14 protein-coding genes are annotated in these 18,531 nt (G+C 70.4%); 7 read left to right on the top strand and 7 right to left on the bottom strand.

Going from position 1 to position 18,531, the window contains the following annotated elements:
- Positions 1-399: 399 nt before the first annotated feature.
- Positions 400-2,061, bottom strand: coding sequence for a DNA repair protein RecN (gene recN, locus Q7W82_RS14720; RefSeq protein ID WP_242160449.1), 1,662 nt, complete (start codon positions 2,059-2,061; stop codon positions 400-402).
- Positions 2,062-2,172: 111 nt separating this feature from the next.
- On the opposite strand from recN, the gene hrcA reads away from it, so the two are divergent.
- The 6 genes from hrcA to Q7W82_RS14690 all read left to right on the top strand — a co-directional run bounded on the left by hrcA (position 2,173) and on the right by Q7W82_RS14690 (position 9,710).
- Entirely contained in the window at positions 2,173-3,231 is a 1,059-nt protein-coding gene (hrcA, locus tag Q7W82_RS14715; RefSeq protein ID WP_160946031.1) for a heat-inducible transcriptional repressor HrcA, read from the top strand.
- A gap of 165 nt (positions 3,232-3,396) precedes the next feature.
- Entirely contained in the window at positions 3,397-3,918 is a 522-nt protein-coding gene (gene grpE / locus Q7W82_RS14710; RefSeq protein WP_242160448.1) for a nucleotide exchange factor GrpE, read from the top strand.
- 146 nt (positions 3,919-4,064) lie between these two features.
- Positions 4,065-5,990 (top strand): molecular chaperone DnaK, encoded by a 1,926-nt coding sequence (gene dnaK, locus Q7W82_RS14705; protein ID WP_242160447.1) that lies wholly within the window; start codon positions 4,065-4,067, stop codon positions 5,988-5,990.
- Between the two features lie 157 nt (positions 5,991-6,147).
- The gene (dnaJ, locus tag Q7W82_RS14700; RefSeq protein WP_242160446.1) at positions 6,148-7,278 is read left to right on the top strand and encodes a molecular chaperone DnaJ; all 1,131 of its coding nucleotides are present in this window, start codon (positions 6,148-6,150) and stop codon (positions 7,276-7,278) included.
- 396 nt (positions 7,279-7,674) lie between these two features.
- Positions 7,675-8,601 (top strand): pyridoxal kinase, encoded by a 927-nt coding sequence (gene pdxY / locus Q7W82_RS14695; protein WP_242160445.1) that lies wholly within the window; start codon positions 7,675-7,677, stop codon positions 8,599-8,601.
- Positions 8,598-9,710, top strand: coding sequence for a prephenate dehydrogenase (locus Q7W82_RS14690; RefSeq protein WP_242160444.1), 1,113 nt, complete (start codon positions 8,598-8,600; stop codon positions 9,708-9,710). Before pdxY ends, Q7W82_RS14690 begins: the two co-directional genes overlap by 4 nt.
- 322 nt (positions 9,711-10,032) lie before the next feature.
- On the opposite strand, the gene Q7W82_RS14685 is transcribed toward Q7W82_RS14690, so the two are convergent.
- The 5 genes from Q7W82_RS14685 to Q7W82_RS14665 all read right to left on the bottom strand — a co-directional run bounded on the left by Q7W82_RS14685 (position 10,033) and on the right by Q7W82_RS14665 (position 14,375).
- Positions 10,033-10,245, bottom strand: a complete 213-nt coding sequence (locus tag Q7W82_RS14685; protein ID WP_010344257.1) for a hypothetical protein — start codon at positions 10,243-10,245, stop codon at positions 10,033-10,035.
- 118 nt (positions 10,246-10,363) lie between these two features.
- The gene (locus Q7W82_RS14680; protein ID WP_242160443.1) at positions 10,364-12,130 is read right to left on the bottom strand and encodes an ABC transporter transmembrane domain-containing protein; all 1,767 of its coding nucleotides are present in this window, start codon (positions 12,128-12,130) and stop codon (positions 10,364-10,366) included.
- Positions 12,127-12,720, bottom strand: a complete 594-nt coding sequence (locus tag Q7W82_RS14675) for a YigZ family protein (protein ID WP_242160442.1) — start codon at positions 12,718-12,720, stop codon at positions 12,127-12,129. Before Q7W82_RS14675 ends, Q7W82_RS14680 begins: the two co-directional genes overlap by 4 nt.
- Positions 12,721-12,783: 63 nt before the next feature.
- Positions 12,784-13,824, bottom strand: a complete 1,041-nt coding sequence (locus tag Q7W82_RS14670) for a hypothetical protein (RefSeq protein ID WP_242160441.1) — start codon at positions 13,822-13,824, stop codon at positions 12,784-12,786.
- On the bottom strand, positions 13,821-14,375 hold the full coding sequence (locus Q7W82_RS14665) for an RNA polymerase sigma factor (RefSeq protein ID WP_160946038.1): 555 nt from the start codon (positions 14,373-14,375) through the stop codon (positions 13,821-13,823). Before Q7W82_RS14665 ends, Q7W82_RS14670 begins: the two co-directional genes overlap by 4 nt.
- Before the next feature lie 216 nt (positions 14,376-14,591).
- On the opposite strand from Q7W82_RS14665, the gene Q7W82_RS14660 reads away from it, so the two are divergent.
- On the top strand, positions 14,592-17,477 hold the full coding sequence (locus tag Q7W82_RS14660) for an EAL domain-containing protein (protein ID WP_242160440.1): 2,886 nt from the start codon (positions 14,592-14,594) through the stop codon (positions 17,475-17,477).
- Positions 17,478-17,910: 433 nt separating this feature from the next.
- On the opposite strand, the gene Q7W82_RS14655 is transcribed toward Q7W82_RS14660, so the two are convergent.
- On the bottom strand, positions 17,911-18,504 hold the full coding sequence (locus Q7W82_RS14655) for a TIGR00730 family Rossman fold protein (protein ID WP_160946040.1): 594 nt from the start codon (positions 18,502-18,504) through the stop codon (positions 17,911-17,913).
- Positions 18,505-18,531 lie beyond the last annotated feature (27 nt).

The following is an 18,531-nucleotide window of genomic DNA, read 5'->3' as shown; positions in this document are numbered from 1 at the left end:
GCTTACCCCTTCTCCCATCGGGAGAAGGTGCCCCGCAGGGGCGGATGAGGGTCCGGGTGTCGCCGCGTGGATCACGTCGGCGGGTCGCTCCGCGCCGTACCCTCACCCCAACCCCTCTCCCGGTGGGAGAGGGGCTAAGGTTTCCCCGTTCTCCCATCGGGAGAAGGTGCCCCGCAAGGGGCGGATGAGGGTCCGGGTGGCGGCCGCGTGGATCACGTCAGCGGGTCGCTTCGCGCCGAACCCTCACCCCAACCCCTCTCCCGGCGGGAGAGGGGCTTGTTGATGCTCGCGGTTTAGCTGCATTGGCGGCTGGGGCTGTGCCGCTTTGTGATCCGATCCAGATTGCCCATGTGGGTCGGGGCAGTTTGGCCCAGCGGTGCCGCGTGCGATGGCCGCGGCTCAGCCCGCGCTGAGCAGCAGCCGCTTGGCTGCGGCGCGGGCTTCCTTGCTGACCTCGACGCCGCCCAGCATCCGGGCTAGTTCTTCCTCGCGCTGGCGCGGGGCCAGCAGTTCCACCGAACTCTGGGTCATGCCCTCGACCGGTGCCTTGCTGACCCGGTAATGGGCGTGGCCCTGGGCGGCGACCTGCGGCAGGTGGGTCACGCACAGCACCTGGCGCTGCTCGCCGAGGGCGCGCAGCTTCTTGCCGACGATGTCGGCGACGGCGCCGCCGATGCCCGAGTCCACTTCGTCGAAGACCATGGTCGGCACCGCGTCCAGGCCCAGCGCGGCGACCTCGATCGCCAGCGAGATGCGCGACAGTTCGCCGCCGGAGGCGACCTTGCGCAGGGCGCGCGGCGGCTGCCCGGCGTTGGCGGCGACCAGGAACTCGACCCGCTCGGCGCCAGCCGGGTCCGGCCGTTCGGTGTCGTGCGGCTCGAGCTGGATCAGGAAGCGGCCGCCGCCCATGCCCAGTTCGCCGATCAGGGCGGTGGTATCGCGCGACAGCGCCTGCGCGCCGCGGTCGCGGGTGGCGGTCAGGGCGGCCGCGGCGTCGCGCCAGGCCCGGGTGGCCTGGGCGATCTCGGCGTCGAGCACGTCCAGCCGCTCGCCGGCACCGCGCAGGCTCTCCACCTCGGCCAACAGGGCGTCGCGGTGCCCGGCCAGCGCGTCCACCCCGATCCGGTGCTTGCGGGCCAGGTCGTGCAGGCGGCCGAGCTTGCGTTCCATCTCCTCGAACTGCGCCGGGTCGGCGTCCAGGTCGTCGCGGACCCGGTCGATCAGCGCCAGGGCTTCTTCCAACTGGATGCCGGCGCTGTCGATCAGCGCCTGCACCTCGGCCAGGCGCGGGTCGTACTCGCCGACCTTGCCAAGTTCGTGGCGGGTCTGCTGCAACAGGTCCAGCACCGCCGGCGCGTCGTCGCCGTTGAGCCGCTGCGCCGCGCCCTCGCAGGCGCCGATCAGCGCGGCGGCGTGGGCCTGGCGGCGGTGGTTGGCATCCAGGGCAGCGATCGCCGCCGGGTCCAGGTCCTCGCGCTGCAGTTCGGCCAACTGGTGCTGCAGGAAACCGATGCGGTCGCTGACGTCGCCCTGCGCCAGCAGGGTCTCGCGCTCGCTGAGCAGGCCCTGCCAGCGGGCCGCGGCGGCGCGCACCGCTGCGCGTTCGGCCTCGTTGCGGGCGTAGGCGTCGAGCAGGCCGAGCTGGCTGCCGCGCGAGAGCAGGGCCTGGTGTTCGTGCTGGCCGTGGATCTCGACCAGGTGGCTGGCCAGTTCGGCCAGTTGCGACAGGGTCACCGGGCGCCCGTTGATCCAGGCGCGGGAGCCGCCGTCGGCACGGATCACCCGGCGCAGCTGGCACTGTTCCTCGTCGTCGAGTTCGTTCTCGCGCAGCCAGGCGCGGGCCTGGGCGGGGGCGACGAACTCGGCCGACAGCTCGGCGCGGTCGGCGCCGTGGCGGACCACGCCGCTGTCGGCGCGCAGCCCGGACAGGAAGCCGAGCGCGTCCACCATCAGCGACTTGCCGGCGCCGGTTTCGCCGGACACCACGGTCATGCCGGGGCCGAATTCCAGTTCGGTGCCGCGTACGACGGCGAAATCCTTGATCGAGAGATGTCTGAGCATGGGGTCTGCATCCGGAGCCGCGCAACGCTAGCATGCGCGGGTAGGTGGGCCAATGACTTGCCAAGCCGGCGTGCAGACATTATCTAAGGACCAGTCTCACGGGTTGATTCCATGCGCGCTTCCCCGGTCCATTCCAGCCTCGATCCGCGTGCCCGGCAGCTGCTGCGCACGCTGATCTCGCGCTACATCCGCGACGGCGAGCCGGTCGGCTCGCAGACCCTGGCCCGGCACGCCGGGCTGGACGTGAGCCCGGCGACGATCCGCAACATCCTGGCCGACCTGGAGGACGCCGGGCTGCTCAGCTCGCCGCACACCTCGGCCGGGCGCGTGCCCACCGCCACCGGCTACCGGGTGTTCGTCGACAGCCTGGTGCAGATGCGCCCGCCGGCCGAGGGCGAGGTGGCGCGGCTGCGCGCGGAGATGGCCAATGCCGCCGGCACCCAGGCGCTGCTGGGCAGCGCCTCGGAACTGCTGTCGGCCATGACCCACTTCGTCGGCGTGGTCAGCGCGCCCAAGCGCGAGCAGTTCGCGTTCCGGCACATCGACTTCGTGCCGCTGGACGCGCGGCGGGTGCTGGCGATCCTGGTGTTCGCCGACAACGAGGTGCAGAACCGCGTGATCGAGCCGCGCAAGGCCTACGAGCCGGCCGAACTGGAGCGGGTGGCCAACTACCTGAACCGGCATTTCGCCGGGCGTGCGCTGGCCGACATCCGCGCCAGCCTGCTGCGCGACCTGCGCCATGCGCGCGACGAGATGGAGCAGCTGCTGGCGCACAGCGTCGAGCTGGCCGAGCAGGCGCTGGCCCCGGCCGGCGACGACATGGTGCTGGCCGGGCAGACCAAGCTGATGGGCGTACAGGACCTCTCCGACCTGGAGCGGTTGCGCGAACTGTTCGAGGTCTTCGCCAGCAAGCGCGAGATCCTGCAACTGCTCGAGCGCACCATCCGCGCGCCCGGCGTGCGCATCTTCATCGGCGAGGAGACCGGCATGGTGCCGCTGGAGAGCGTGTCGCTGGTCACCGCCCCGTACATGGCCGGCGGCCAGGTGCTGGGCGTGCTGGGCGTGATCGGCCCCAAGCGCATGGACTACGACCGGGTCATTCCCCTGGTGCAGACCGCCGCCGACGTCCTCGGCGCCCGCCTGGACCCGTCCCCGCCCGGCGACCGCTGAGCCACGCGCACGGGGCGCCGCCGCGCCATTCGTCAGCCGGCGGTCCCGCCGCGCCACGCCAATCCCCAGTCCCGACGCCCCAATCCCCGGATTCACTTGAATCCGCGCGCACCGCCCACATAGGTGGTCCGGTAAGGCGGGACGCACCCCGCCAGGGACACGGACATGACGCAAGAGCACCCTGAATTCGATTCCGAACACCTGACCGAGGCGCAGCAGCCCTCGACCGATCCGCTGCAGGCGGAAGTGGAGACGCTGCGCAGCGAGCTGGCCCTGGTCAAGGCCGACGCCCTGCGCGAGCGGGCCGACCTGGAGAACCAGCGCAAGCGCATCGCCCGCGACGTGGAGCAGGCGCGCAAGTTCGCCAACGAGCGCCTGCTCGGCGACCTGTTGCCGGTGTTCGACAGTCTGGACGCGGGGCTGACCGCCGCCGGCAGCGAGCCCAGCCCGCTGCGTGACGGCCTGGAACTGACCTACAAGCAGTTGCTCAAGGTCGCCGCCGACAACGGCCTGACCCTGCTCGACCCGACCGGCGAGCCGTTCAACCCGGAGCATCACCAGGCGATCAGCCAGGCCGAGGCCGAGGGCGTCGCCCCGGGCCACGTGATCCAGGTGTTCCAGAAGGGCTACCTGCTCAACGAGCGCCTGCTGCGGCCGGCGCTGGTGGTGGTGGCCAAGCACGATTGAGCGGGCCGGCCGCCCGCGCCTGAACCCGGCGCGGCGGCAGTGGAACGCTAATTTGCGGCGATGGCTTGAATGACCTGCAGCCATCCCTATATCCGAATCAGAATCCCGGCACTGGCCGGCTACACGACCTTTCAGGAGTCATTGCAATGGGCAAGATCATCGGCATCGACCTGGGCACGACCAACTCGTGCGTGGCGATCATGGACGGCGGCAAGGCCCGCGTCATCGAGAATTCAGAGGGTGACCGCACCACGCCTTCGATCGTCGCCTACACCAAGGACGGCGAAGTGCTGGTGGGCGCCTCGGCCAAGCGCCAGGCCGTCACCAACCCCAAGAATACCTTCTACGCGGTCAAGCGCCTGATCGGCCGCAAGTTCACCGACGCCGAAGTCCAGAAGGACATCGGCCTGGTCCCGTACGGCATCGTCCAGCACGACAACGGCGACGCCTGGGTGGCCACCGCCGACGGCCGCAAGCTGGCCCCGCAGGAAATCTCCGCGCAGGTGCTGGAGAAGATGAAGAAGACCGCCGAGGCGTTCCTGGGCGAGACCGTCACCGAGGCGGTCATCACCGTGCCGGCGTACTTCAACGACAGCCAGCGCCAGGCGACCAAGGACGCCGGCCGTATCGCCGGCCTGGACGTCAAGCGCATCATCAACGAGCCGACCGCCGCGGCGCTGGCCTACGGCCTGGACAAGGGCCAGGGCGGCGATCGCAAGATCGCGGTGTACGACCTGGGCGGCGGCACCTTCGACGTGTCGATCATCGAGATCGCCAACGTCGACGGCGAGAAGCAGTTCGAAGTGCTCGCCACCAACGGCGACACCTTCCTGGGCGGCGAAGACTTCGACAAGCGCGTCATCGACTACCTCGTCGAAGAATTCAACAAGGACCAGGGCATCGACCTGCGCAAGGATCCGCTGGCGCTGCAGCGCCTGAAGGACGCCGCCGAGCGTGCCAAGATCGAGCTGTCGTCCTCGCAGCAGACCGAAGTCAACCTGCCGTACGTCACCGCCGACGCGTCGGGCCCGAAGCACCTCAACATCAAGCTGACCCGGGCCAAGCTCGAGGCGCTGGTGGAGGAACTGGTCAAGCGCACCATCGATCCGTGCCGCACCGCGCTGAACGATGCCGGCCTGCGCGCCAGCGACATCACCGAGGTGATCCTGGTCGGTGGCCAGACCCGCATGCCGAAGGTGCAGCAGGCCGTGGCCGAGTTCTTCGGCAAGGAGCCGCGCAAGGACGTCAACCCCGACGAGGCCGTGGCGCTGGGCGCCGCGATCCAGGGCGGCGTGCTGGCCGGCGACGTCAAGGACGTGCTGCTGCTCGACGTGACCCCGCTGAGCCTGGGCATCGAGACCCTGGGCGGCGTGTTCACCAAGATCATCGAGAAGAACACCACCATCCCGACCAAGGCCTCGCAGGTGTTCTCCACCGCCGAGGACAACCAGTCGGCGGTGACCGTGCACGTGCTGCAGGGCGAGCGCGAACAGGCCCGCTACAACAAGTCGCTGGCCAAGTTCGACCTGTCCGGCATCGAGCCGGCGCCGCGCGGCCTGCCGCAGGTGGAGGTGTCCTTCGACATCGACGCCAACGGCATCCTGCACGTGTCGGCCAAGGACAAGAAGACCAACAAGGAACAGAAGGTCGAGATCAAGGCCGGTTCCGGCCTGTCGGACGACGAGATCCAGCGGATGGTCGCCGACGCGGAAGCCAACCGCGAGGAAGACAAGAAGTTCCACGAGCTGGTGCAGGCGCGCAACCAGGCCGACGGCCTGATCCACGCGACCCGCAGCGCGATCACCGAGCACGGCAGCAAGGTCGGCGGCGACGTGATCGGCAAGGTCGAGTCTGCGCTGGCGGATCTGGAAACCGCGATGAAGGGCGACGACAAGGGCCAGATCGAGGCCAAGACCAAGGCGCTGGAAGAGGCCGGTCAGTCGCTGTACGCGGCCGCGGCGGCGGGCGAGCAGCAGCCGGGCGGCAACGCCGGCGGCGCGCATGCGTCCTCGGCCCCGTCCGACGACGTGGTGGACGCCGAGTTCACCGAAGTCAAGGACGACAAGAAGTAAGCCGGGATTGGGGATTGGGGATTGGGGATGCGCAAGGCGTTGCCGTGCGGTCTCCGCTCTCCATCTCTGTCCATCTAGTTTGCAAGAGCGGAAGAGCCAACGCTCTCCGCTTTTGCATTGAACGAATCCCGACTCCCGACTCCCCAATCCCCGCCCTATGAGCAAACGCGACTATTACGAAGTGCTGGGTGTGGCCCGCACCGCCAGCGACGACGAGCTGAAGAAGGCCTATCGCCGTTGCGCGATGAAGTACCACCCGGACCGCAATCCCGGCGACCAAGCCGCCGAGGCCGCGTTCAAGGAATGCAAGGAGGCCTATGAAGTGCTCTCCGACGGCAACCGCCGGCGCATGTACGACGCGCACGGCCACGCCGCGTTCGAGCACGGCATGGGCGGGATGGGCGGCGGCCCTGGCGGCCCGGACATGGGCGACATCTTCGGCGACCTCTTCGGCAACATCTTCGGTGGTGCCGGCGGTGGCGGGCGTGCGCCGCGGCGTGGTGCCGACATCGGCTACGTGCTGGAACTGGACCTGGAAGAAGCGGTGGCCGGTATCGAGCGCCGCATCGAGATCCCGACCCTGAGCGAATGCGAGCATTGCCACGGCAGCGGCTCGGAGGACGGCAAGGTCGAGACCTGCGTCACCTGCCACGGGCGCGGCCAGGTGCGTATCCAGCGCGGCATCTTCGCCATGCAGCAGACCTGTCCGCATTGCGCCGGCCGCGGCCAGATCGTGCAGAACCCGTGCGGCGTCTGCCACGGCGCCGGGCGTGTGGAAGAGACCAAGGTGCTGTCGGTGAAGATTCCCGCCGGCGTCGACAACGGCGACCGCATCCGCCTGTCGGGCGAGGGCGAGGCCGGTCCGGCCGGTACGCCGCCGGGCGATCTGTACGTGGAAGTGCGGGTGCGCGAGCATGCGATCTTCCAGCGCGACGGCGACGACCTGCACTGCGAGGTGCCGATCCGCATCTCGCAGGCGGCGCTGGGCGACACCGTACGCGTGGCCACCCTGGGCGGCGAGGCGGAGATCCGCATCCCGGCCGAAACCCAGACCGGCAAGCTGTTCCGCCTGCGCGGCAAGGGCGTGCGCTCGGTGCGCAGCCGCAGCGAAGGCGATCTGTACTGCCGGGTGGTGGTGGAGACGCCGATCAACCTCACCGCCGACCAGCGCAAGCTGCTGGAGCAGTTCGAGTCCACCTTCACCGGCGAGGACGCGCGCAAGCATTCGCCGAAGTCGGCGACCTTCATCGATGGAGTGAAGGGGTTCTGGGACCGGATGACGTCGTGAGGCGGGGATTGGGGATTCGGGATTCGGGATGACAGCCTGCGGCTGTTGAAAGCCGGGATTCGGGATTTTCCACGCGTTCCTGGTCGCTGCCAGGCTTTTTGTGGGAGGGGCTTCAGCCCCGACGCGTTATCGTCGAACGCGTCGCGGCTGAAGTCGCTCCTGCGTCGGAATGGTGTGCTGGACTGGTTCGCCCGCTGAGTGCGGCGGCGCATCAGGATTTTCAATGCTGGATGCGTGGCGATCCACCCGCATCTCGCGTCTTCGTTGTAGGAGCGGCTTCAGCCGCGACGCTTTCTCGTCGGAGCGCCGCAGCTGAGGCCGTTGTTGCTTAAAGCCTTGCAACACGCCGGCATGCGCGCATCCCGAGCGCCCGTGTGCCGGCGCTACACTACGGCGATGAACGACGCTTCCGCAAAGAGTTCCGCCGCCGCCAGTCATCTGATCCATGGCCGTCGCCAACGGCCCGACGGGCCGGTGCCGGTCGATGTCATCTCCGTGCAGTCGCAGCTCGTCTACGGCCACGCCGGCAACAGCGCGGCGGTGCCGCCGATGCGCGCGTTGGGCCTGCGCGTGGCCGAGATCCCGACCACGCTGCTGAGCAATGCGCCGTTCTACGCCACGCTGCGCGGCAAGGTGCTGCCCTCGGACTGGTTCGCCGACCTGCTGCTCGGCGCCAGCGAACGCGGCCTGCCGCAACGCGCGCGCATGCTGGTGTCCGGCTACTTCGGCAGCGTCGGCAACGGCGCCGCCTTCGCCGACTGGCTCGATGCCACGCTGCCGCAGTGCCCTACGCTGCGCTACTGCCTGGACCCGGTGATCGGCGATACGCATACCGGTCCTTACGTGGAACCGGGCCTGGAAGCGATCTTCGCCGAGCGCCTGTTGCCGCATGCGTGGCTGGTGACGCCGAACGCCTTCGAACTCGGCCGCCTGACCGGCATGCCGGCGCTGGCCCAGGACGAGGCGATCGCCGCCGCGCGCGTGTTGCTGGCGCGCGGCCCGGAGTGGGTGCTCGCGCATAGTGTCAGTGGTGATGCCGGGCAACTGGTGACGCTGGCGGTGAGCCACGAGGCGGTCTACCGCTGGTGCTCGCCCTTGCTGCCGGTGGACGTGGCCGGCACCGGCGATGTGCTGATGGCGCTGCTGGTGGCCTTCCTGCTGCGCGGCGACAGCTTCGAGGCGGCGATCGGCCGCGCTATCGCTGGCGTGCATGCGGCGCTGGAGGCGACCCTGGCCGCGGACGTGGAAGAACTGGACGTGCTGGCGGCGGCGCCGGCCGCGCTGGCCACGCCGCTGCGCTTCGTCGCCGAGCGCCTGGCGTGAGCCTGCGCCCGGTCGTCGGCATCGTCGGCAGCGCCGGCGCCTACGGCCGCTGGCTGAGCCGCTTCTTCCGCGAGCGCATGCAACTGGAGGTGGTCGGCCACGATCCGGCCGACCCGCAGTCGCTGGCGCCGGAGGCGCTGCTGCAGCGGGCGCAGGTGCTGATCTTCTCCGCCCCGATCCGGCACACGCCGGCGTTGATCGGCGACTACGCGCGGCGTGCCGGTGGCCGCGAGCGCGGCCAGTTGTGGCTGGACGTCACCTCGGTCAAGGCCGCGCCGGTGGCGGCGATGCTGGCCTCGCAGGCGGAGGTGGCCGGCCTGCACCCGATGACCGCGCCGCCGAAGTCGCCGACGCTCAAAGGCCGCGTGCTGGTGGTGTGCGAAGCGCGGGTGGCGCAGTGGCAGCCCTGGCTGCAGCAGCTGTACGCGGCGCTGGAAGGCGAGTGCGTGCGCACCACGCCCGAGCACCACGACCGGGTGATGGCCCTGGTGCAGGCCATGGTCCACGCCACCCATCTGGCCCAGGCCGGGGTGCTGCGCGAGCATGCGCCGGCGCTGGGGCCGCTGCAGGCCCTGCTGCCGTACCGCTCGGCCTCGTTCGAGCTGGACACCGCGATCATCGCGCGCATCCTGGCCTTGAATCCGGCCATCTACGAAGACATCCAGTTCGGCAATCCGCATGTCGGCGATGTCCTGGAAGGACTGATCGCGCAATTGTCGCGGCTGCGTGCGCAGGTCGGCCGTGGCGACGATGCGGCGCGCGCGCAGTTCCGCGCCGAGTTCCTCGACGCCAACCGGCAGGCGCTGGGCGAGGCGGCGATCGCGCAGGGCAACTACAGCTACGAGCGGGTGGGGTACCTGCTGGCCGATCTGACCGAGCAGTCCACGCTCAGCGTGTATCTGCCGGAAGACCGCGCCGGCTCGCTGCGCGCGCTGTTGCACGTGTTCGAGCGCCACGGCGTCAACCTGGCCTCGATCCATTCCTCGCGCACGCAGGCGGGCGAACTGCATTTCCGGCTCGGCTTCGATCCGGCCAGCGATGTTGCAGCGGTGCGTGCAGCGGCGGCGGAGATCGATGCCAGTGGGATCGGGCGGGTGCTGGCGGGTTGAGTAGCGCGGCGCTTACCGATTGCGCGGTTTCTCGGGTTCGTGGTCGCGGCTGAAGCCGCTCCTACAAAGGCATAGAGACCCGTGTAGGGCCGGCTTCAGCCGCGACCGCACAGCCTTAACTCACGGGATCATCCGACGGACAACCACCGCAATTCATCCACAGCGCATGTGGATGGCCGCTGCACAAACATGTGGATAACCGTTGGCGCGCCTTGCGTGGCAAGCCTGTCAAGAGGTGTGGCGAAAAATTCACCAGCCCGCCGCCAGTGCCCCGAACGCCAGTGGCGATGACAGGGCACAGGGACGATCCAGGGCCGTGGCGCTAGACCGCGGTCAAGGTCAACTCGCCGCCGGTGGTGACGAACTGCTGGCCGCGGCGGATCAGCTTGCGGCCGTCGGCCAGTTCGTAGCGCAATCCGCTGTCCGCGTGCGGATCGTGCTGCGCCTGCTGCTGGCGCGGCGCATCGTCCTGGAACTCGGTGATCAGATAGGCCTCGCCGTCGGGACCGAGGGCAGGCAATTGGCGAAAGGACATCGGGAGCCTCCTGTCGAACGCTGCATCGAATGCGGGACGCCGGCACGGCGGCCGCGACATGCGCGGACCGCGGCAGACGCGGATCGACCGTAGTCCCGCGGTCGTTAGCGCGGCGTGCTCAGTCGATGAACTGCAGGCGAGCGAGTTCGGCGTACAGCCCGCCCTGCGCCAGCAACTCGGCGTGGGTGCCCTGGGCGACGATGCGACCGTGGTCCATCACCACGATGCGGTCGGCCTTGAGTACGGTGGCCAGGCGGTGCGCGATCACCAGGGTGGTGCGCCCGGCCATCAGCCGCTCCAGCGCCTGCTGCACGGCGTTTTCGCTCTGCGCGTCCAGGGCGCTGGTGGCCTCGTCCAGCAGCAGGATCGGCGCGTCCTTGAGCACGGCGCGGGCGATGGCGATGCGCTGCTGCTGGCCGCCGGACAGGCGCGCGCCACGCTCGCCCAGTTCGCTGGCGTAGCCGTCGGGCAACTGGCGCAGGAACGCGTCGGCTTCGGCGGCGCGCGCCGCGGCCTCGACCTCGGCCTCGCTGGCCTCGAGCCGGCCGTAGCGGATGTTGTCGGCGGCGCTGGCGGCGAACAGGGTGGGGTGCTGCGGCACCAGTCCGATCGCTGAGCGCAGCTGCGACGGGTCGAGCGTGCGCAGGTCCAGGCCGTCCACCTGCACGCTGCCGGACTGCGGATCGTGGAAGCGCATCAGCAGCGCCAGCACCGTGCTCTTGCCGGCGCCGGAGGGACCGACCAGGGCCACGCTCTCGCCGGGCCGCACATGCAGGTCGAAGCCGTCCAGCGCCGGGTGATCGGGGCGCTGCGGGTAGCGGAAGCTGACGTTGTCGAAACGCACCTCGCCGCGCAACGGCTGCGGCAATGCACGCGGCTGCGCCGGCGCGACCACCTCGGGACGTTCCTGGAACAGTTCGGCGATGCGGCCCATGCCGCCGGCCGCGCGCTGCAGATCGTTCCAGACCTCGGCCAGCGAGGCGACCGAGCCGCCGCCGAACATCGCGTACAGCACGAACTGGCCGAGCGCGCCGGCGCTGAGTTCGCCGGCGGCGACCTCGTGCGCGCCGGACCACAGCACCAGCACGATGGCGCCGAAGATCAGCACGATGGCCGCGGCGGTGATCAGCGCCTGCGCGCCGACCCGGCGCCGCGCCACCGCCACGGTCTGCGCCAGCGCCTCGCCGAAGCGGCCGCGTTCGTAGCCTTCGCGCGCATATGCCTGCACCGTGCGCACCGCGCCCAGGGTCTCGGCGGCCAGGGTATTGGCGTCGGCGACGCGGTCCTGGCTGGCGCGGGAGATCTTCTGCAGGCGGCGCGCGCCGAGCACGATCGGCAGCACTGCCAGCGGGATGCCGAGCAGGGTGTAGGCGGCCAGGTGCGGGCTGGTCACGCACAGCATCACCACGCTGCCGATCGCGGTGACCGTGCTGCGCAGCGCCACCGACATGGTGCTGCCGATGACCCCGCGCAGCAGTTCGCTGTCGGCGGACAGGCGCGAGACCAGTTCGCCGCTGCGGTTGCGGTCGTGGAAGCCGGCATGCAGGCCGATCAGGTGCGTGTACAGGCGTTCGCGCAGGTCGGCGACGACTTTCTCGCCGAGCAGGGACACGAAGTAGAAGCGTGTGGCGGTGGCCACCGCCAGCACCAGCGCGACCGCGAACAGCAGGGCGAAGGACTGGTTGATGCGGCTGCTGTCGCTGAAACCGTGGTCGATCATCTGCCGCACCGCCACCGGCAGGCTCAACGTGGCGCTGGAGGAGATCGCCAGCGCCACCAGCCAGGCGATCAGCAGGCCGCGCCGGCGACGCACGAACGGCCACAGGGTGCGCAGGCTGCCGAGTCTGCGCAGCGACTTGGCCTGGTCGGCCGGCGGGGTGTTCATGCGGGGGCGGGTTCCGAACAGCGGACCCGATTGCGAGTGGCGTCGCGCAGGCGGGTTTTCAAGGCGTCGACGCGATCGCGGGGCAGGCGCAGCTGCAGTTCGGCGCCGCCGGCATCGAAGCGTTCATCGAGTTTCTCCGCGGCACAGGCGCTCAGCGCGGCATGCACCGCGCCCAGGTCGTCGAAGCCACAGTGCAGGGTCAGCAGGCTCAAGGCCAGCAGCGGTTGCCGTGGCGCCAGGCGCAGGCATTCGGCGGCGCTGCCGCCGTAGGCGCGGACCAGGCCGCCGGCGCCGAGCTTGATGCCGCCGTACCAGCGTGTGACCACCACCACCACGCGATCGAAGCCCTGGCCGTCGATCGCCGCCAGGATCGGGCGGCCGGCGGTGCCGGCGGGTTCGCCGTCGTCGCTGGAGCGGTACTCGTCGCCGTGGCGATACGCCCAGCAATTATGGGTGGCGTCGGCCACCGCGACCTGCTGCAGGAACGCCAGTGCCGCGCCGGCGTCGGCGATCGGCGCAGCGTGGGCCACGAAGCGGCTGTGCTTGATCTCCACGCTGTGGCTGACGGGGTGCGGGAGCGTATCGGGCATCGGCGGCATTGTAGACGAGGCGCGCCCCCGGCCCGCTGCGCGCAGGCGCCGGGATCGCGCGGCTCAGTCGTGCAGCAGCGTGCGCAGGTCTGCGGGCACCGCGCGGTGCGGGTGTGTGCGCTGGAAGCGCAGCAGGCTGGCGCGGGCGGCGTCCAGGTCGCCGCTGTCGCGGCGCTCGCGGATCCGCTGCAGCCAGCGCCGCGGAGGCAATTGCGTGTCGGCCTCCGCGGCGGCCTCCGCCGCGGCAGCCAAGGCGCCGGCCTGCGGCGACGCGGTGGCCGGATCGGCGGTCGCCGTCGAAGGACGTAGCGAGAGCGCCTCCGACGACTCGGTCGCGGCGGCCTGCGCGTGGGTGGAGGCCGCCAACGTGGCCTGGCGGGCGTGGTCGGTGGGGGCGCTGCGTGGCAAGGCGTCCTGCGTCGTCGCCGCGCGCGCCGGCGCGCGCAAGGCCATCGCGGCCGGTGCGGCCTGCTGCTCGGCGGCGGGCGCGTTGCTGTCGGCCACGATGGGCGGCGGTGGCGGGGCCGGCGGCGCGGCGGGCGCCATCAGCGTCGGTGACGTGGGAGGGGGCTGGCGCTTTGCGGGCGCCGGCTTGTGCGCCTGTGCCTCCGGCGTACGCTCCGTCAGCGGCGCGGCAGGCGCCTGCGCCGGCTCCGCGGAGGAGGGGGCCGGCGATGCGTCGGGAGCGGGAGCGACTGCCGGGGCAGGCACCACCGCCGGTGCGGATGCCGGTGCGGAGGGCACCGGTGGGCGTGCGCGCCAGGCGATGCCGGCCACCAGCACCAGCGAGGCGGCCAGGCCGAGCCAGGTCGGCCAGCGCGATCGCGACGCGGCTGGAGCGGGGCGCGCTGCGGGGGCGTGGGCCGTCGCCTTTCCGGCAGGCGCGGGTGGCGGCACCGGCAGTGACGTGGCGGCTTGCGCCCGCGCCCGCTCCGCGGCGCTGCTGGGGTAGTCCGCGATCTCGGTGGCACCCGGCGCGACCGCTGCGCGCGCGGCGGCCAGGATCGCCGCATCCAGCGCCGGCGGCGGCAGCGCCTGCCGGCCCTGGCGCAGGCGTTCGGCGAGCGCGCGCTCTTCCGGGGTCAGCGGTTCGTCGGCGCTCATCCGCCCAGCCTCGCGCGCAGTTTGTCCATCGCATAGCGCAGCCGCGACTTGACCGTTTCGCGGCCGACGCCGGTGATCTGCCCGATCTCGTCCAGGCTCAATTCCTGCTCCAGGCGCAGCAGCAGCACGTCGCGTTGCTCCTCGGGAAGCGCATCCAGGGCCAGTTGCAGCTGGCGCCGTTGTTCGAAGGCGGACAACTGCCGCTCCGGGGTGTCGGGGTCCTGCACGCGGGCGGTGCGCAGGTCGGCGTCGGCCGGTGCCGGCGGACGATGCTTGGCCGCGCGCCAATGGTCGCCGAGCCGATTGTGGGCAATGCGCAGCAGCCAGGTGGTGAATGCGGCCTGCGGCTGCCAGTCCAGGCGCGCGGCGATGACCCGCTGCCACACGTCCTGGAACAGTTCTTCGGCCAGTGCCCGGTCGCGCAGCTGTCGCAGCAGGTACTGGTACAGGCGGCCGCGGTGGCGCAGGTACAAGGTCTCGAACGCGCGCGCGTCGCCGGCCGCGTAGGCCAGCATCAGGGCTTCGTCGCTCGCTTCGACCGGGGCGTCCACGGCGGCAAGCCTAAGCGTTCCCCGGGCCTGCGCATAGTCGGGAGGCGGGGGGCGGGACGCGGGCGGCGATGGCGGAAGTTCGGACAACATGTGTAGACAAACGCGTATCTCGCCACTTCGGGGTCGAGCGGGCGTCGATCGACGCATGCAACGGGTATGCTGATGTGAAGGGCGAGCGTGGAGCAGTTCCGGGGGGCCCTGCAGGAGTTGTCGTCGATGCTGTTCAATACGTCCACCACGGTCCGCGAAGACCCATCCGGCGGCCATGCCCCCGCGCGCACGGCGCAGGCCCTGTGCGGCCTGCTGCCGCCCGGCAGCGCCGTGGCGATCGGCTGCGGCGACGGCGTGGTCGGGCGCCTGCAGGGCGCCAGCGCACAGGCGCCGGCGTGGCTGCAGGCGCTGGTCGCCGAGGCGCTGGCCGGCACCGCGCCGCTGCCGTCGACGGTGCCGGCGCTGCTGCACGTGCACCGCACCGCCGAAGGCGCCTGCGTGGCGATCGGCGCGGAAGTGGCGCAGCCCCTGGACGCCGCGCAGCGCGCGGCCTGGTGCGACGCCGCGGTCGCGTTCGGCCTGAACCTGCTCGACACCGAGCGCATGCGCGCACGCATCGAGGGCCTGGAAAAATCCAAGCAGCTGCAGCAAGCGCTGTACGAGATCGCCGACCTGGCCGGCGCCGATCTGGAAATGAGCCAGATGCTGCAGCGCGTGCACGCCGTGCTGGAATCGCTGATGTACGCGGAGAACTGCTACATCGTCGAGTACGACGAAGACCAGCAGAGCATGCGCTTCCTGTACTTCTCCGACCGCCACGACGACTTCGTCGCCGATCCGGAGCGGACCTACTTCCTGCACGACATGCCGCATAGCCTCACCTTCGCCCTGCTGCGCCACGGCCGTGCGGTGCGCGGGCCGTCGGAGCAGGTGCGCGAGCGCCTGAAGGTGGGCGACAACGTCGGCCACGGCCCGGAAAGCCGCGACTGGCTGGGCGTGCCAATGCTGCGCGAGGGCCGCGTGTGCGGCGCCATCGTGGTGCAGAACTACGACTACGCGCTGCGCTACACCGATGCCGACCGCGCGCTGCTGGCCTACGTGGCGCAGCACGTGCAGACCGCGATGGACCGGCGTCATGCGCAGGTGCAGTTGGAGCGGCGGGTGGACCTGCGCACTCAGGAGCTGCAGCGCGCCAACTGCGACCTGCAGGACGAGATCCAGGAGCGCAAGCGCGCCGAGATGCTGCAACTGGCGCTGTTCCGCATCGCCGAGCTGGCGATCCGCTCGGAGAGCCTGCAACAGTTCTACACCGAGGTGCATGCCATCGTCGGCGGGCTGATCGACGCACGCAATCTGTACATCGCCCTGCTGTCCGACGACGACACGATGCTGGAATTCGTGTATTCGGTGGACGAGTTCACCCCGTACCGGCCGCAACGGCGCCGTGGCCGCGGACTGACCGAATACGTGATGCGGGTGCGGCGCCCGCAGCTGCTCGAACTGTCCGACATCGACGCCTTGCTGGCGCAGGGCGAGGTGCAGGAGTACGGCCAGCGCCCCTACAGCTGGCTGGGCGCGCCGCTGTTCGACGAGGGCGAGGTGATCGGCGCGATCGTGGTGCAGAGCTACGTCGCCAAGGTACGTTTCACCGAGCACGACCAGCGCCTGCTCACCTTCGTCGCGCACAACGTCGGCAGCGGCCTGGCGCGGCAGCGCGCGCAGGAACGGCTGCGGCTGGCGCACGCGGAGCTGGAGCAGCGCGTGGACGAGCGCACCCGCGAGCTGGCCGAGGTCAACGAGCAGCTGCTGGCGCAGATCGCCGAGCGCTGGCGCGCCGAGCAGCGCCTGACCCATCAGGCGCTGCACGATGCACTGACCGGGTTGCCGAACCGCTCGCATCTGCTGGACCGGCTCAGCGAGGCGATCTCGCGCGCGCGCGGCGGCGGCAGGACCTTCGCCGTGCTGTTCCTGGACCTGGACCGGTTCAAGCTGGTCAACGACAGCATCGGCCATGCCGCCGGCGACGAGATGCTGGTGCAGGTGGCCAAGCGCATCGTCTCCACGATCCGCGGCCAGGACGTGGTGGCGCGCCTGGGCGGCGACGAGTTCGCGGTGCTGACGCCATCCGAGCATGGCCTGGACGGCGCGCGCGAGCTGGCACGGCGCCTGCTGCACGTGCTCGGCCAGCCGATGTGGGTGGCCGGCCGCGAACTGTTCCCGTCCGGCAGCCTGGGCATCGCCGCCTGGCATCCGCGCTATCACAACGGCGAGGAGATGCTGCGCGACGCCGATGCGGCCATGTACCGGGCCAAGGCGCAGACCCAGGACCGCTGCGTGGTGTTCGACGAGGCCATGCGCGAGGCGGCGCTGCGCAGCCTGGATCTGGAGGCGGATCTGCGCCGTGCGATCAACAACCGCGATTTCGAGCCGTTCTACCAGCCGATCGTGCGCCTGCGCGACGGCGAAGTGATCGGCCACGAGGCGCTGTTGCGCTGGCGCCACGAGAGCCGTGGGCTGCTGGTGCCGAGCCAGTTCATCGACCTGGGCGAAGAGAGCGGCCTGATCGAGCAGGTGGACTGGCTGCTGTACGCACAGGTGATCCGGCGCCTGGCGCAGAGCGAGGGTGGCTACGTCTCGGTCAACGTCTCGCCGCGGCACTTCCGCTCGCCGGATTTCACCGAGCGGCTGTTCGGGCTGATCGACACCGCCGGGGCCGATCCGCGCCGGCTGCGGGTGGAGATCACCGAAGTGGCGCTGCTCGACGACGCGCCGCGCACCCTGGCCATCCTGCAGGCGCTGCGCGAGCGCGGCGTGCTGGCGCAACTGGACGACTTCGGCACCGGGTTCTCGGCGCTGTCCTACCTGCACCGCTTCCCGATCTCGGTGCTGAAGATCGACCAGAGCTTCGTCGCCGGCCTGCAGGACGAGGGCGGCACCGGCAGCCACGCGCTGGTGCGCGGCATCCTCGCCCTGGCCAGTACGTTGGGCATCGAGACGGTGGGCGAAGGCATCGAGACCGAGCAGCAACTGGCGACCCTGCGCGAACTGGGCTGCGATTACGGGCAGGGCTATCTGCTGGGGCGCCCGGCCGCCGCGCCGCAACAGCTCTGAGGCGATCGCATGCGGAGCGCGTCGCCGTGCGGGTGGCGCTTGCTGCCAAGGCGATGTGTTTCGTCTCGGCGCGACGCGTTGCGGCGATCCCGGTCGGTCGGTACCTCAGTCATTCCCACATGCTGGAGCGACTGGAGGGCACCTGCTCCCGCCACACGCAATCCAGATGCGCTTGTCCCGTAGGAGCGGCTTCAGCCGCGACAGGGCGTTCCCGGTAACGCCCGTCGCGGCTGAAGCCGCTCCTACAAGACACTCCTGTCGTGGTGTGCGGTGACCGAGGCGGTCGCCACGCGCCATGAACTCACCGCGCGTTTGCCGTCTCTCAACGCAATGCATTGCGCCGCTTTTCATCAATCCGCGCTGCAGTGGCAGTGAGGCGCCGAATGCTGTAACGCGTCGCCACGCGCCATGAACTCACCGCGCGTTTGCCGTCTCAACGCAATGCATTGCGCCGCTTTTCATCAATCCACTTCGACGCCTGCGCCGGCGTATAGTCCCGCATCCAGCCCAGCATCGTCTCGATGTCGCTGCCGTACCACAGGTCGGCGCGCTGGTCCGGGTGCAGGAAGCGCTCCTCGACCATGCGATCGATCATGCCGATCAGCGGCGCGTAGAAGCCTTCCACGTCGAGGAAGGCGCACGGCTTGTTGCCGATGCCGAGCTGGCGCCAGGTCAGCATCTCGAAGATCTCTTCCATGGTGCCGAAGCCGCCGGGCAGGGCGACGAAGGCGTCGGAGAGGTCGAACATGCGCGACTTGCGCTCATGCATCGAGCCGACGATCTCCAGTTCGGTGAGGCCGCGGTGCGCCACTTCCCAGTCGGCCAATTGCTTGGGAATCACGCCGGTGACCTCGCCGCCGGCGGCGAGCACCGCATTGGCCACGGTGCCCATCAGGCCGACATTGCCGCCGCCATAGACCAGGCGCAGCCCCTGCTCGGCGATGCGCGTGCCCAGCGCGGTGGCGCGTTCGACGTAGGCGGGCTTGTTGCCGGCGTTGGAACCGCAGTAGACGCAGATGCTTTTCATCGGGAATGGGGAACCGGGATTAGGGAA

Origin of the sequence: Xanthomonas indica (genome assembly GCF_040529045.1) — a bacterium.
In the GTDB taxonomy this organism is placed as follows: domain Bacteria; phylum Pseudomonadota; class Gammaproteobacteria; order Xanthomonadales; family Xanthomonadaceae; genus Xanthomonas_A; species Xanthomonas_A indica.
This window is presented reverse-complemented; position numbering and strand designations above follow the sequence as displayed.

What these genes read in the sequence shown, in the direction of transcription:
- recN (WP_242160449.1), bottom strand. Translation starts at nt 2,061, where the DNA reads ATGCTCAGACATCTCTCGATCAAGGATTTCGCCGTCGTACGCGGCACC.
- hrcA (WP_160946031.1), top strand. Translation starts at nt 2,173, where the DNA reads ATGCGCGCTTCCCCGGTCCATTCCAGCCTCGATCCGCGTGCCCGGCAG.
- grpE (WP_242160448.1), top strand. Translation starts at nt 3,397, where the DNA reads ATGACGCAAGAGCACCCTGAATTCGATTCCGAACACCTGACCGAGGCG.
- dnaK (WP_242160447.1), top strand. Translation starts at nt 4,065, where the DNA reads ATGGGCAAGATCATCGGCATCGACCTGGGCACGACCAACTCGTGCGTG.
- dnaJ (WP_242160446.1), top strand. Translation starts at nt 6,148, where the DNA reads ATGAGCAAACGCGACTATTACGAAGTGCTGGGTGTGGCCCGCACCGCC.
- pdxY (WP_242160445.1), top strand. Translation starts at nt 7,675, where the DNA reads ATGAACGACGCTTCCGCAAAGAGTTCCGCCGCCGCCAGTCATCTGATC.
- Q7W82_RS14685 (WP_010344257.1), bottom strand. Translation starts at nt 10,245, where the DNA reads ATGTCCTTTCGCCAATTGCCTGCCCTCGGTCCCGACGGCGAGGCCTAT.
- Q7W82_RS14680 (WP_242160443.1), bottom strand. Translation starts at nt 12,130, where the DNA reads ATGAACACCCCGCCGGCCGACCAGGCCAAGTCGCTGCGCAGACTCGGC.
- Q7W82_RS14675 (WP_242160442.1), bottom strand. Translation starts at nt 12,720, where the DNA reads ATGCCCGATACGCTCCCGCACCCCGTCAGCCACAGCGTGGAGATCAAG.
- Q7W82_RS14670 (WP_242160441.1), bottom strand. Translation starts at nt 13,824, where the DNA reads ATGAGCGCCGACGAACCGCTGACCCCGGAAGAGCGCGCGCTCGCCGAA.
- Q7W82_RS14660 (WP_242160440.1), top strand. Translation starts at nt 14,592, where the DNA reads ATGCTGTTCAATACGTCCACCACGGTCCGCGAAGACCCATCCGGCGGC.
- Q7W82_RS14655 (WP_160946040.1), bottom strand. Translation starts at nt 18,504, where the DNA reads ATGAAAAGCATCTGCGTCTACTGCGGTTCCAACGCCGGCAACAAGCCC.